Source organism: Hanstruepera neustonica, assembly GCF_002895005.1.
Classification (GTDB): domain Bacteria; phylum Bacteroidota; class Bacteroidia; order Flavobacteriales; family Flavobacteriaceae; genus Hanstruepera; species Hanstruepera neustonica.
In genome coordinates this window covers 210,128-223,195 of the sequence record NZ_POWF01000003.1, presented here as the reverse complement: position 1 = coordinate 223,195, position 13,068 = coordinate 210,128, and the positions used below count along the sequence as shown (strand labels likewise).

General features: G+C 35.3%; 14 protein-coding genes. 7 read left to right on the top strand and 7 right to left on the bottom strand.

Annotated elements, in window-relative coordinates; all coding sequences use genetic code 11:
• Nucleotides 1–27 precede the first annotated feature (27 nt).
• Both ffh and C1T31_RS07965 read left to right on the top strand, forming a co-directional pair.
• Nucleotides 28–1,356 (top strand): signal recognition particle protein, encoded by a 1,329-nt coding sequence (gene ffh, locus C1T31_RS07970; RefSeq protein WP_103051961.1) that lies wholly within the window; start codon nt 28–30, stop codon nt 1,354–1,356.
• Nucleotides 1,357–1,401: 45 nt separating this feature from the next.
• The gene (locus tag C1T31_RS07965; protein WP_103051960.1) at nt 1,402–2,280 is read left to right on the top strand and encodes a bifunctional 5,10-methylenetetrahydrofolate dehydrogenase/5,10-methenyltetrahydrofolate cyclohydrolase; all 879 of its coding nucleotides are present in this window, start codon (nt 1,402–1,404) and stop codon (nt 2,278–2,280) included.
• An 11-nt stretch (nt 2,281–2,291) separates the two neighbouring features.
• On the opposite strand, the gene C1T31_RS07960 is transcribed toward C1T31_RS07965, so the two are convergent.
• The 7 genes from C1T31_RS07960 to C1T31_RS07930 all read right to left on the bottom strand — a co-directional run bounded on the left by C1T31_RS07960 (nt 2,292) and on the right by C1T31_RS07930 (nt 7,989).
• The gene (locus C1T31_RS07960; protein WP_103051959.1) at nt 2,292–2,858 is read right to left on the bottom strand and encodes a hypothetical protein; all 567 of its coding nucleotides are present in this window, start codon (nt 2,856–2,858) and stop codon (nt 2,292–2,294) included.
• 73 nt (nt 2,859–2,931) lie between these two features.
• The gene (gene rluF, locus C1T31_RS07955; protein ID WP_103051958.1) at nt 2,932–3,693 is read right to left on the bottom strand and encodes a 23S rRNA pseudouridine(2604) synthase RluF; all 762 of its coding nucleotides are present in this window, start codon (nt 3,691–3,693) and stop codon (nt 2,932–2,934) included.
• 14 nt (nt 3,694–3,707) lie between these two features.
• The gene (locus C1T31_RS07950) at nt 3,708–4,532 is read right to left on the bottom strand and encodes an alpha/beta fold hydrolase (protein WP_103051957.1); all 825 of its coding nucleotides are present in this window, start codon (nt 4,530–4,532) and stop codon (nt 3,708–3,710) included.
• Complete coding sequence (locus tag C1T31_RS07945; RefSeq protein ID WP_103051956.1) at nt 4,529–4,894, bottom strand: cupin domain-containing protein; 366 nt, start codon at nt 4,892–4,894, stop codon at nt 4,529–4,531. The genes C1T31_RS07950 and C1T31_RS07945 overlap by 4 nt, the downstream gene beginning before the upstream one ends.
• A gap of 4 nt (nt 4,895–4,898) precedes the next feature.
• Nucleotides 4,899–5,873 carry a YitT family protein gene (locus tag C1T31_RS07940; protein WP_103051955.1) on the bottom strand — a complete coding sequence of 325 codons (975 nt, stop codon included), beginning with the start codon at nt 5,871–5,873 and terminating at the stop codon, nt 4,899–4,901.
• Nucleotides 5,874–5,886: 13 nt separating this feature from the next.
• Complete coding sequence (locus tag C1T31_RS07935) at nt 5,887–6,435, bottom strand: hypothetical protein (protein ID WP_103051954.1); 549 nt, start codon at nt 6,433–6,435, stop codon at nt 5,887–5,889.
• Between the two features lie 21 nt (nt 6,436–6,456).
• Entirely contained in the window at nt 6,457–7,989 is a 1,533-nt protein-coding gene (locus C1T31_RS07930) for a helicase HerA-like domain-containing protein (protein ID WP_103051953.1), read from the bottom strand.
• 103 nt (nt 7,990–8,092) lie between these two features.
• On the opposite strand from C1T31_RS07930, the gene C1T31_RS07925 reads away from it, so the two are divergent.
• The 5 genes from C1T31_RS07925 (at nt 8,093) to C1T31_RS07905 (ending at nt 12,999) form a co-directional block, all read left to right on the top strand.
• Nucleotides 8,093–8,725: a 7-carboxy-7-deazaguanine synthase QueE gene (locus C1T31_RS07925; protein WP_103052000.1), complete on the top strand. Its 633-nt coding sequence runs from the start codon at nt 8,093–8,095 to the stop codon at nt 8,723–8,725.
• A 202-nt stretch (nt 8,726–8,927) separates the two neighbouring features.
• Complete coding sequence (asnB, locus tag C1T31_RS07920) at nt 8,928–10,589, top strand: asparagine synthase B (protein WP_103051952.1); 1,662 nt, start codon at nt 8,928–8,930, stop codon at nt 10,587–10,589.
• A gap of 94 nt (nt 10,590–10,683) precedes the next feature.
• On the top strand, nt 10,684–11,439 hold the full coding sequence (locus tag C1T31_RS07915; protein WP_103051951.1) for a DUF6090 family protein: 756 nt from the start codon (nt 10,684–10,686) through the stop codon (nt 11,437–11,439).
• 253 nt (nt 11,440–11,692) lie between these two features.
• Nucleotides 11,693–12,262 carry a helix-turn-helix domain-containing protein gene (locus C1T31_RS07910; protein WP_103051950.1) on the top strand — a complete coding sequence of 190 codons (570 nt, stop codon included), beginning with the start codon at nt 11,693–11,695 and terminating at the stop codon, nt 12,260–12,262.
• A gap of 23 nt (nt 12,263–12,285) precedes the next feature.
• Nucleotides 12,286–12,999, top strand: a complete 714-nt coding sequence (locus tag C1T31_RS07905) for a CPBP family intramembrane glutamic endopeptidase (RefSeq protein ID WP_103051949.1) — start codon at nt 12,286–12,288, stop codon at nt 12,997–12,999.
• Nucleotides 13,000–13,068: the final 69 nt, after the last annotated feature.

The following is a 13,068-nucleotide window of genomic DNA, read 5'->3' as shown; positions in this document are numbered from 1 at the left end:
TGCATTTCTTAAAATTTCAAGAATTCTATGTTTAATAATTTAAGTGAAAAGTTAGATAAAGCGTTACACGTCTTAAAAGGTCATGGCAGTATTACCGAGGTAAACGTAGCCGAGACGCTTAAGGAGGTTAGAAGAGCGCTTTTAGATGCCGATGTTAACTTTAAAATTGCCAAAGAGTTTACCAATACGGTTAAGGAAAAAGCGCTAGGTCAAAATGTACTGACAACCCTACAACCAGGTCAGTTAATGGTTAAAATCGTAAAAGATGAATTAACTGAATTAATGGGTGGCGATGCCGAAGGGATAAACCTATCTGGAAACCCAAGTATTATTTTAATGTCTGGTTTGCAAGGGTCTGGTAAAACTACTTTTTCTGGTAAACTCGCTAATTACTTAAAGAACAAAAAAACAAAAAAGCCATTATTGGTTGCCTGTGACGTATATCGTCCAGCGGCGATTGATCAGTTGCATGTTGTTGGAGAGCAAATAAATGTTGAGGTTTTCAGCGATAAAGGTAATCAAGACCCTGTTGCCATTGCACAAGCGGGTATTGCTCATGCAAAAGCCAATGGTCATAATGTGGTTATAATAGATACAGCCGGACGTTTGGCAGTTGATGAAGCCATGATGTCCGAGATATCTAACATTCATAAAGCTATTCAGCCTCAAGAAACCTTGTTTGTTGTGGATTCCATGACGGGTCAGGATGCTGTTAATACCGCAAAAGCGTTTAATGACGTATTAAATTTTGATGGTGTTATCTTAACCAAGTTAGATGGTGATACTCGTGGTGGTGCGGCTATTTCCATTAAATCTGTGGTCAATAAACCAATTAAGTTTATTGGTACAGGCGAGAAGATGGAAGCCATAGATGTATTCTATCCATCGCGTATGGCGGATCGTATTTTGGGAATGGGTGATGTGGTGTCTTTAGTTGAAAGAGCACAAGAACAGTACGATGAAGAGGAAGCTCGAAAAATTCAAAAGAAAATTGCTAAAAACCAGTTTGGATTTGATGATTTTTTAAAACAGATTCAGCAAATCAAGAAAATGGGTAACATGAAAGATTTAATTGGCATGATACCTGGAGCTGGGAAAATGATGAAAAATATTGATATTGACGATGATGCTTTCAAGGGTATTGAGGCAATCATTCACTCGATGACGCCGAAAGAACGTGCCAATCCATCAATTATCAATTCCAGTAGAAAGAAACGTATCGGGAAAGGTTCTGGTACTTCAGTGCAAGAGGTCAATCAGCTTTTGAAACAATTTGACCAGATGAGCAAAATGATGAAAATGATGCAAGGCGGTGGCGGTAAACGTATGATGCAAGCTATGAAAAACATGAGGTAACTCATGTTTTTTTATTTATAATAAACCAATAATTCAATTTAACAGATGACCATTTTAGACGGAAAAAAAATCAGCAATGATATCAAGGATGAAATTACCGAAGAGGTAAAAAAAATGAAGGCAAAAGGGGAGAAGGTGCCTCATTTAGCTGCGGTAATTGTGGGAAATGATGGTGCTAGTTTAACCTATGTTGGAAGTAAGGTAAGGGCTTGCGAACGCGTGGGTTTTGAGTCTACTATGATTCGTATGTCTAATACCACAAGCGAGATTGAATTGTTGGATAAAATTGAAGAATTAAACGAAAATCCAGATATTGATGGCTTCATAATCCAATTGCCTTTACCGCCTCAAATTAATACACAAAAAGTGTTAATGGCGGTAGACCCGACTAAAGATGTGGACGGATTTCATCCAGAAAACTTTGGTAAAATGGCATTGGATATGTCCACATTTATTCCTGCAACTCCGTTTGGAATTTTGGAACTATTGGATCGTTACAATGTCGAAACCAAAGGAAAGCATACGGTTGTGATTGGTAGAAGTCATATTGTGGGTAGACCAATGAGTATTTTAATGGGAAGAAAAGGATTTCCGGGTAATTCAACAGTGACGCTAACTCACAGTCACACAAAAAACATTACACAAATCACCTCTCAAGCAGATATTATCATTACGGCTTTAGGAGTTCCTGGATTCCTGAAAGCCGAAATGGTGAAAGATGATGTCGTGATTATTGACGTGGGAATTACGCGTGTTCAGGATGACTCATCTCCAAAAGGGTATGTAATCACGGGTGATGTGGACTTTGAAAATGTTAGTAAAAAAGCCAGTTACATTACACCTGTTCCAGGAGGTGTGGGACCAATGACCATAGCCATGTTATTGAAAAACACCTTGTTGGCTCGAGACATTCACAATCAATAGTCGCCAGAAGATTATTTCTCTCGCTTGCAGTCTATTTTCCATGTGGGAAATACAACAGTTTCTGTTCTGTCAACCCATTCGCCGATCCATTTATATCCGGATTTGTTAATATCGTAAAAGGTCAAACGGAAGAATCCTTCGGTGCCATTCGGTGCTGCTTGGTCGCGATATAATACGATATTACCATTCTCCTTTTTGTTGCCTTCCCAGGTAGGCAATTTAGTAGAACGGGTTTTGGATGAATAATAATGTACGTACCAGCGACTACTGTCTCCTATAAACTGACGGATGCTCCCTGAATGCGACCCATCAGACTTTAAGGTTTCATCCTGAACAGCCATGCCATTCATAATGTATTTCCAGGTCCAAATCATGTTTTCAGGTTCTGTCCAAGAATTATCCTGATTTCTTGTTGTAGAAGTACAATTGCAACTTCCAATTAGTTGATCAAAGTCTGTTATTTGCTGTGGTGCGTTTGGGTTTGGTCTGCCATATGGGAATTCTTCATTGGGTGCATATTCATATTGTGAAAAGGTATGAAAAGGAACAATTAACAGTATAAGAATAATGGTTTTCATAGTGATAGCTTTTTCTAAAGTTACCACTCTTACTTTGAAGAAAATTGCCAATTAGTATTAAATTAACAATTGCTCAATTTGAATTGTTGCGTCTGCGTTGTGTTTTTGGAATAAACGTTTTAGAAGAATCTTCCAACAATTTGTTAAGTTCTGTGATTTCTTTTTGAGTAAATTCTCGGTATTCCCCGACGGGAACATCCAAAGTGATATTCATAATTCTAACCCGTTTTAAGGTTTTGACCTCATAATCAAGATATTCACACATACGTCTGATTTGTCTATTAAGACCCTGGGTTAAAATGATTTTAAATGTATGACTATCTAATTTTTCAACGTAGCATTTTTTAGTAACTGTGTCCAAAATGGGAATGCCATCAGACATACGTTTTATAAAGGTCTGCGAGATAGGTTTATTTACGGTGACTATATATTCCTTTTCATGGTTATTACTAGCTCGCAATATTTTATTGACAATGTCGCCGTCATCGGTTAGGAATATTAATCCTTCACTGGGTTTGTCCAATCGCCCAATTGGGAAAATACGTTTAGGATAATTAATAAAGTCAATGATGTTATCTTTTTCAACCCGAGTATCAGTAGTACAAACAATACCAACAGGTTTGTTGAAGGCCAGATATACAAAGTCTTCTTTGGAATTCTTAATGTTTTTTCCGTCAACCTGAACAATATCGCCTGGCGCTACTTTAGTTCCCATTTCAGGTACGATGCCATTAATGGTTACCCGACCAGCATCTATGAGTTTATCGGCTTCGCGGCGAGAGCAATAGCCAGCTTCGCTTAAATATTTGTTGAGTCGCGTTAAATTTTGATCCATATGGCAAAGATAGCTTAACCTTCCAAAAACTCATAAATATGATGTGAGATACTTTCGTGAGCCATGGAATGTCCCATACCGGATGTGGTTATTAATCTACTGTTTTTGAAACTTTGATTAATTAATACGGCATCAGAATAAGGGATGATGGCATCTTTCTCATCATGAATTATTAGACCCTCAACATTCAATTGTGCCAATTGCTTGGCTGTTGAAAATGAAATGGAATCTATTTTAAAACGCTTTTTTATCAGGTCGACAATGGCATTTTGAGTGCGTTTGGTGTATCCCATCATTTTAAAATAGCGATTTAAAACATCGGTGAATTCTGAAGGTGCTCCAATTAAAATCAGTTTTTTTAGTTTGGAATTGTCATGATTGACATCTGAAAAGGCTGTTGCCATGCCTCCCACAGAGTGGCCAATAATAATATCAGGATTGAATTTTTTAGCCACTTGCTGAATGAATTGTGCATATAACAAGGCATTAAAGCGTTTACTTCCCGATCGGCCATGGGCAGGTGCATCCAAAGCAACAATATTATATTGTAATTTCTTTAAGGGCTCAATTAAATATTGCCATCTCGCCGCATTGCTTTCCCATCCATGAGCTAATAGAACCGTTTTACCTTGACCCAACCAACGATAGGTCATCACCGAAATATCATTAACTTTTAATTCCTCACGGAAAGACGTACCTAAAAAATCAGATTGTTTTTCATTAATGCGACCTTTGAAAGGTTTAGTGAATAAAAACAAGCCTAATCGGGCAGCAAGTTGGCGAGAAACTAAACTGATAAGGTTAATAAATAGACCAATAAATTTCTGAATAATAATCATGAATTTTCTCTATTTACTAAATCCATTGAAAACGCAGGATTACAGATGGCTATATATTCGCAAGCTTCTGTAAAAGGGTTTGAGTATTGTACACGAACATTTTTTTCTATTTTGATGGATTGGCCTGCCTTTAAAACAACAATATCACCATCAATATTAAATTGCTTTCTGCCTTTAATTATAAAAGTGTATTCATCAAACTCCGGAGTTTGGAATGGTTCGCTCCAACCAGCAGGAGCTATCATATGAGCAATACTGATATCTGAATTACCTGCAGAAGCTAAACCAAAATGTTCTTTAATTACTTTGCCGTCAGTAGTCGGAACCACAAAAGGATTATCTTGAAGGATATACTTTTTCATTCGTTTATTTTAATGGTTTTCTTTTAATCATACCACCACGAAGGTCTTTTACCAACCCCATTATGATAAATGCTTTTTTGTCGATTTTATCAATTTCAGTATGTAATTTGGCTAATTCCAATCGTGTTACAACCGTATATATAATGTCTTTGTCGTAACTTTTTCCACTAGTACCATAGCCGCCTTTTCCTGCATAAATTGTACAGGCACGTCTCAATTTATCAATAATCATAACGCGTAATTCTTCGTGTTTATTGGATATGATAGTAACACCAACATATTCTTCAACACCATCCACAACAAAGTCCACTGTTTTGGCTGCTGCAAGATAAGTAAGAATGGCATAAAGTGCGGTTTCAATTGATAGAATATAGGCTCCAAATGAAAATATAAGGATATTGATGAGTAGTAAAACATCTCCAATGGTTATGGATAGCTTTCTACTTAAATAAATAGCTAAAACTTCGGTGCCATCAATAACACTGCCACCTCGCATAGCCATACCTATTCCTAAACCGAGAAAGAAACCTCCAAATACAGCAATGAGCAGTTTGTCTTCGGTTATAGTTGGATATTCGACAAAATGAACAACCACCGCCAAAAAAGTAATAGCAACAATACTCTTGATAGCAAATTTCAGATTAAAGGTTCTGGCGCCCAGAATTAGAAAAGGGATATTGACTAAAATCAATAGAATGCCCAATTCAATGTTCGTTATATTTTCTAGTAGTAAGGAAATACCAGTGGCACCACCATCAATAAACCTATTGGGAAGCAAAAATCCTTTCAGACCAAAACCAGCAGCAAAAACACCTATGATTATAAAGATATACTCTTTTATTGCATGATCTAACTCCACACGTAAATTTCTGACAAGCGGAACAATCTGCTTATTGGAGATTTCTTTAGAAGCCGTTTTAGCCTCGAGCTTTTTTTTAGCAATAAAGCCAAGTAATTTAGATACTATTGATGATTTCATATTGAGGTCACTTTTACCAGCCTATCATAAAATACTTGATTTTAGCTTTGTTGGGTATTTGAACGGCCTCAATTTTGGCGTCTAAATTAAATTGTAATTCAGCAGGGAGTTCTTTTTTATCAATAGTAAAGAAGGCGTCGATTTCATTCACAAAAACAACGATATTTTTAAAAGTATTCTGAATACTTGAAATTTTGTAGTTTTTTTCAATATCTCCAAAGCTACTAGAGATTGATAGGCCTTTGGCTGTTTTGAAACGAGAATCCATGATTTTGACGGTTTCTATGGTTGCGGTTGAGTCTGAAGCTTTATTTGGTGTTAATACCAATAAAGGTTTACCAGAAGTATCAAATATTTCTATATCACGACCGTCATCAACAAACTCATTAGAGTCCTTGACGTAAACCAATGAGTCGTTTTTGTAAATGGTTTTTAGTTCTTGTACTTGGGTTGAATCGGTCAAGAGACCTATGCTTTTTTTACTGATTAAAAATGGATCTTGTTTTTTTGCACAACTAGATAAGACTATAGCAATAATCAAGATAAATAAATGCTTGTTCATTAATTCGATTTGTTTTAAAAATTATTTTTTCATCACTTTTGTCAAAATACCAAATACACTTCGTATAAAAGTAGCACTGGTTAGCACTTTGACTATTGGGTTCATGCGTGTGCTTTTTCTGGATGAAGAACTCTTGCTTTTGGCCTTTTCCAGGGCTGCTTTTTCTTGTTTCGCTTTTTCAAGTTGTTCTTCTTTTTCGGCAAGTTCTATTTTTTTATTGAGCATTTCATAAGCACTTTCCCTATCAATTTTTTCATTATATTTTTTTACGAGTTTAGAATCAGATAGCAAATTGCTTAACTCGGTATCGGTTAAAATGTCCATACGACTCATTGGTGCACGCATCATGGTTGCTGCTAAAGGCGTTGGTCTACCTTTTTCGTTGAGGGCAGAAACCAAAGCTTCTCCAGTGCCCAATGATGTTAAAACATCGGCAGTATCATAGTATTCGGTGTCTGGATAATTTTGAGCTGTTAGTTTGATGGCTTTTCGGTCTTTGGCTGTAAATGCGCGAAGTGCATGTTGTACTTTGAGACCCAATTGACTCAAAACGGCTTCAGGAACATCTGTAGGGTTTTGTGTCACAAAATATAGGCCAACACCTTTACTACGAATTAACTTGACGATACTTTCAATTTGGCTCAAAAGTGCTTTGGAAGCTTCATTGAAAATTAAATGGGCTTCATCTATGAACATGATGAGTTCAGGTCTGCCAGTATCCCCTTGTTCTGGAAAGGTGGAATAAATTTCGGCCAACAAACTCAACATAAATGTCGAAAACAATTTGGGCTTATCTTGAATATCCGTTAAGCGAATAATATTGATGTAGCCTCTACCATTGTCATCAACTCGCAATAAATCATCAACTTCAAATGATTTTTCACCAAAAAACAATTCACCACCTTGCTGCTCGATTTCAACTATTTTTCTCAAGATAGCACCCGTTGAGGCTGTTGAAATTCGACCATAAGCTTCTTCAAACTCTTCTTTTCCTTCGCTTGTTGCATATTGCAATATTTTCTTAAAGTCCTTTAGGTCTAAAAGTGGCAATTTGTTATCGTCGCAATATTTAAAAATAACGGAAATAATGCCTGCTTGAGTTTCAGTGACATCCAAGATTCTGGATATTAATACGGGACCAAACTCGCTAATGGTTGCTCGTAATCTCACACCATTTTGTTCTGATAAGGTTAAAATTTCAACAGGGAATGATTTAGGTTCAAACGGTAAGCCAATGGCTTCATGACGTTCATCTATTTTTGGATGTCCGGGACTGGGTTTAGCCAAACCACTTAAATCACCCTTAATGTCCATAAGTAATACAGGAACCCCTTTCTCACTTAAATTTTCTGCCAACACTTGTAGTGTTTTTGTCTTTCCTGTACCAGTTGCACCAGCTATTAAACCATGTCTGTTCATGGTTTTTAACGGAACATTCACATAAGCATTTTTAACGGTTTTGCCATCTAACATGGCAGAGCCTAATGTTATATATTCGCCTTTATTCGTATTACCTTCAGTTATGTGCTTAAAAAATGCTTCCTGTCTGCTCATTTTCAAAAATTTTCATAAAAATACTAATCTTGGTGCAATACCCTTGAAAATCTTTTCAACAATTTTACAGGAAACTAAAATCAGAGAGTTATCTTTGTGGGCTATGACAAGAAGCGAAAGACAAGAGCTGATAGACAAAGGGTTATTATTGCCTTTAATGGAAGAATTTTATACCATTCAAGGTGAAGGTTATCACAAAGGTACGGCTGCTTATTTTGTGAGAATCGGTGGCTGCGATGTAGGTTGTCACTGGTGTGATGTGAAAGAAAGTTGGTTGGCTGAATTACACCCACCAACTGAAACACATAAAATTGTCGAGAATGCTGTAAAATACAGCGACACGATAGTGGTGACTGGTGGCGAACCCTTAACTTGGGATATGACTGAATTAACAAATCAATTAAAGGCAAAAGGTGTCCAAACCCATATAGAAACTTCTGGTGCATACAAGTTAACAGGTACATGGGATTGGATTTGTTTGTCTCCGAAAAAGTTAAAATTACCCACAGAAGAAATTTATACTAAAGCCCATGAACTTAAAATGATTATTTATAATAAAAGCGATTTTAAGTTTGCTGAAGAACAAGCAGCTAAAGTGAATAGTCATTGCAAATTATTTTTGCAGCCCGAATGGAGTAAACGTGATAAGGTGGTTCCTGAAATAGTGGATTATGTTATGGCTAATCCTAAATGGAAAGTTTCTTTACAAACCCATAAATATTTAAATATACCTTAAAAAAAAGCGTCTTGCGGTTCAAGACGCTTTTTTGTTTGATTGCTTTTTCAAAGCAATTTTATATTCCAATTATTTTTTAATTACAAAAATTAATATAATACTATATTTTAGTTATTAATTGTAATTAAAATAACAATTATAGTTTTTATTTTTTAATTTAACATTCATTTTTGTGATGAATTAGAATTTTTAAAATTGAATTATGTGTGGAATTGTTTGTGCTTTTGATTTAAAGCAAAAATCTGATGAGTTAAGGCCTCAAATTTTGGAGATGGCAAAAACCATTCGTCATCGTGGACCAGACTGGAGTGGTATTTTTGATAATGATAAAGCTGTGATGGCTCATGAACGTTTGGCAATTGTTGATCCGACTTCTGGAAAGCAACCTTTGTTTTCAGAAGACAAACGGTTTGTATTGGCAGCTAACGGCGAAATTTATAATCATAGAGCATTGCGCAAACAGTTTCCTGATTATAATTTTCAAACACAAAGTGACTGTGAAGTCATTTTAGCATTATATCAGGAGAAGGGAACTAAATTTGTTGATGAGCTCAATGGTATTTTTGCTTTTACCTTATATGATGTTGAAAAAGATGAATATTTTATTGCGCGAGATCACATGGGAATCATACCATTATACATTGGGTGGGATCAAAACGGAACTTTTTATGTAGCATCAGAATTAAAGGCATTAGAAGGGACATGTACTAAAATTGAGCTCTTTCCGCCAGGCCATTACTTATCAAGTAAGGACGGTGAGTTTGTAAAATGGTATCAACGTGATTGGATGGAATATCAAGCTGTAAAAGAAAATAAAACCAAAATTGAAGATATCAAAAAAGCCTTGGAAGATGCGGTTCACAGACAACTGATGAGTGATGTGCCTTATGGCGTTTTACTATCGGGTGGTTTAGACTCGTCAGTAACTTCGGCAATTGCCAAAAAGTATGCTGAAAAACGAATCGAATCGGATGATACACAAGCTGCTTGGTGGCCACAATTGCATTCTTTTTCTGTTGGGTTAGAAGGCTCACCAGATTTGGCTGCGGCACGAAAGGTGGCCGAGCATATTGGAACGGTTCACCACGAAATTAAATTTACCATTCAAGAAGGATTAGACGCTATTCGTGATGTTATTTATAATTTGGAAACGTATGATATTACAACAGTTAGAGCTAGTACACCAATGTACTTGATGGCTCGTGTAATAAAATCTATGGGTATTAAAATGGTGCTTTCTGGTGAAGGTGCAGATGAATTGTTTGGCGGTTATTTATATTTCCATAAGGCTCCTAATGCCAAAGAATTTCATGAAGAAACCGTTAGAAAATTAAGTAAACTACATCAATACGATTGTTTAAGAGCTAATAAAAGTCTAGCAGCTTGGGGAATTGAAGGTCGCGTACCTTTTTTGGATAAGGAATTTATGGATGTGGCCATGCGTATTAATCCTGAAGACAAAATGATAAATGGTGAACGTATGGAAAAATGGGTCATCAGGAAAGCCTTTGAAGATATGCTACCAGAAAGCGTGGCTTGGAGGCAAAAAGAACAATTCAGTGATGGTGTAGGTTATAGTTGGATTGATACCTTGAAGGAGCTAGTAAATAACGAAATTACTGATGAGCAAATGAAAAATGCTCATTTTAGATTCCCTATACAAACACCACAAAACAAAGAAGAGTTTTATTATCGCTCTATTTTTGAAGAACATTTCCCAAGTGATGCTGCTGCAAAATCTGTACCTCAAGAACCAAGCGTAGCTTGTAGTACAAAAATTGCTTTGGAGTGGGATGAAGCATTTAAAAACATGAATGACCCTAGTGGAAGAGCAGTAGCGAAAGTACATACAGATGCCTATTAGTTTAAATTGTTTTAAATAATTGAAAGCCAGTTTAAAAGCTGGCTTTTTTTATTATATAAATTAGTTATCTTTAGGCATTAACCAACTAAATTAAATGATTAAGTTCTTCAGACAAATCCGTCAAAACCTTCTTAATGAAGGCAAAACTTCTAAATACTTTAAATACGCTATTGGTGAGATTATTCTTGTGGTAATTGGAATATTGATTGCTTTGCAAATTAATACATGGAATCAAAATCATAAAGACTCTAAAGAGGAATATTTTGTTTTAGAAAAATTACAAGAAAATCTTAAAACTGATACCACAAACTTAAAAAACAGCATATCAAGAATTCAATCGTTTTTAGATGATTTAAAAGTCATTGAGCGGGAAATGAAAGATGAAACTTTGTATAATTTTTCAGTTGAATTATCAGGGCCTTTATTGAGTGTTGTTGGTACGAATTTGGAGACAACTACTTGGGAAAATTTAAAGTCTACTGGTAAACTTGGTTTAATAAAGAATAGAACCCTTGTAGATTCTTTACAAGCATATTATAAAACATTTGAAAATGTAAACCAAAATTGGGTTGAGGGATTTCAGAGCTATAATAGAGGGATTTTAGCACCAAAATTTTTTGAGTTTGATGACCTTTCTTTTTTTGCGCCAAAAGGGAGTTTTTTAAATGAGGATATTCAGCGTTTACCACCTGTTGAATATGGTGATAATGTATTTTTTCGAAATGCTGTACGATTTAGAATAGGTGCTTTAAATAGTATAAAAGCTGTTTTTGAGGCAGACCTCAATAGGGCTGTAGCCCTGTTAAATAGGTTTAATAACGAAATTGAGCTAAAGAAAACAAATGATTAAATTCTTCCACTATTTTCGCAAATCTCTACTAATGGAAAACAAAACTTAAAAATGTTAAAGCATAAATTAGGTAAAATATTCGCGCTATTATCAAAACCTTTAGAGATATCAATTTTAACGACAGAAATGACAAATAACCATGTTTGCGCCTTCTAAACCCTTATGATACTTGCAAATGACAGCTAGGTGACATTTAAATGTCGTATTAAAAACCAACTGCTTACAGTAGATTTGTATCAGAAAAATAATCAAAATGAATAAAAATTCTTTAAGCGAAAATTTAACCTATCAGCGAAAGCTAAAAGGATATACGCAAGAGCAACTTTCTGATAAAACTACTGTTACGGTTAGGACCATTCAGCGTATAGAAAAAGGTGATGTACAACCGCATCTTCAAACAGTAAAACTGTTGGCTGCAGGTCTTGAAATAGAGATTGATGAATTACTAATTCTTGAAGACCCAAAAGAGGAAGTCATACAACGTAAATGGATGTTGATGCTTCACGGTTCTCCTTTTCTAGGGTTAATTATTCCATTTGGGAGTATTTTGTTTCCACTTTTTCTTTGGATTCATAAAGCTGAAGACAATAAGGTGTATGATGCACATGGTAGAGCTGTTGTAAATTTTCATGGGACAATTACCTTATTCTTCTTTTTGTCATTACTGTCCTTTTTTATTATTCCAGGTTATAATTTTTTCATTTCTGGAACGATTGTGCTTTTTGGTATTATCACAACTATATATAATATCTCAAGATCACTTCAAACAGGAACTTTTAAGTATCCATTTTCAATCCCTTTTTTGAAACCAAAAGAGGTATAACCTTAATTTAAAACTTATATAAAATGTTAGGATTATTGATAATACTAGTAATCTCATGGGCGGTTCTGCGCTTTATTGAGAAAAAAAATATTGATGTTTTGGGTGTCATTCCTTACCCAAATAGAATCCTTCAATTCTTTATTGGGCTTGTATTTATGATGTTTCTGTGTCTCTTAATGGTTGCTGCAGAAACCTATATTTTAAATGTAAAGTGGAAACAAAAGGAGACTATTGATTACAGTTTAATCTTCCAATCTTTCATTTATCATATAAGATCGGCTTTAACTGAAGATTTAGTCTTTCGAGGCGCAATTTTGTATGTGTTGATTCGAAGAATTGGGTCAAAAAAGGCTATTCTGCTATCAGCATTGTGTTTTGGTGTTTATCACGTATTCTCCTATGGTATGATGAGTGAGGGAGTAATACCAATCGTATATGTGATATTGGTAACAGGATTTACAGGCTATGTATGGGCCTATGCGTTTTATAAAACAAAATCAATTATGTTAGGTTTGGGCATTCACTTGGGTTATAACTTTTTAATGACGTTCTTTTATGAGTCGTATCCTTATGGAGAGTTAGTTTTTGTGGAGATGTCAAAAACATCTTTACAGGACTGGAATTGGGTAATCTTTAATCTATCTAAAGGATTATTGCCATCTATCTTCACTTTAGTCTTTGTGAATTATTTAATTAAATCAAAATCTATATTAAAATCCAAAAGTAGTCAATCATGAAACGACTGTTTGCGAAGTATCCCAAAGCATTGCAAATTTTGAAGTCAAATCATGATTTTAAACCTAATT

What these genes read in the sequence shown, in the direction of transcription:
- C1T31_RS07910 (WP_103051950.1), top strand. Translation starts at nt 11,693, where the DNA reads ATGAATAAAAATTCTTTAAGCGAAAATTTAACCTATCAGCGAAAGCTA.
- ffh (WP_103051961.1), top strand. Translation starts at nt 28, where the DNA reads ATGTTTAATAATTTAAGTGAAAAGTTAGATAAAGCGTTACACGTCTTA.
- C1T31_RS07945 (WP_103051956.1), bottom strand. Translation starts at nt 4,894, where the DNA reads ATGAAAAAGTATATCCTTCAAGATAATCCTTTTGTGGTTCCGACTACT.
- C1T31_RS07925 (WP_103052000.1), top strand. Translation starts at nt 8,093, where the DNA reads ATGACAAGAAGCGAAAGACAAGAGCTGATAGACAAAGGGTTATTATTG.
- C1T31_RS07940 (WP_103051955.1), bottom strand. Translation starts at nt 5,873, where the DNA reads ATGAAATCATCAATAGTATCTAAATTACTTGGCTTTATTGCTAAAAAA.
- C1T31_RS07965 (WP_103051960.1), top strand. Translation starts at nt 1,402, where the DNA reads ATGACCATTTTAGACGGAAAAAAAATCAGCAATGATATCAAGGATGAA.
- C1T31_RS07950 (WP_103051957.1), bottom strand. Translation starts at nt 4,532, where the DNA reads ATGATTATTATTCAGAAATTTATTGGTCTATTTATTAACCTTATCAGT.
- C1T31_RS07930 (WP_103051953.1), bottom strand. Translation starts at nt 7,989, where the DNA reads ATGAGCAGACAGGAAGCATTTTTTAAGCACATAACTGAAGGTAATACG.
- C1T31_RS07960 (WP_103051959.1), bottom strand. Translation starts at nt 2,858, where the DNA reads ATGAAAACCATTATTCTTATACTGTTAATTGTTCCTTTTCATACCTTT.
- C1T31_RS07915 (WP_103051951.1), top strand. Translation starts at nt 10,684, where the DNA reads ATGATTAAGTTCTTCAGACAAATCCGTCAAAACCTTCTTAATGAAGGC.
- rluF (WP_103051958.1), bottom strand. Translation starts at nt 3,693, where the DNA reads ATGGATCAAAATTTAACGCGACTCAACAAATATTTAAGCGAAGCTGGC.
- C1T31_RS07935 (WP_103051954.1), bottom strand. Translation starts at nt 6,435, where the DNA reads ATGAACAAGCATTTATTTATCTTGATTATTGCTATAGTCTTATCTAGT.
- C1T31_RS07905 (WP_103051949.1), top strand. Translation starts at nt 12,286, where the DNA reads ATGTTAGGATTATTGATAATACTAGTAATCTCATGGGCGGTTCTGCGC.
- asnB (WP_103051952.1), top strand. Translation starts at nt 8,928, where the DNA reads ATGTGTGGAATTGTTTGTGCTTTTGATTTAAAGCAAAAATCTGATGAG.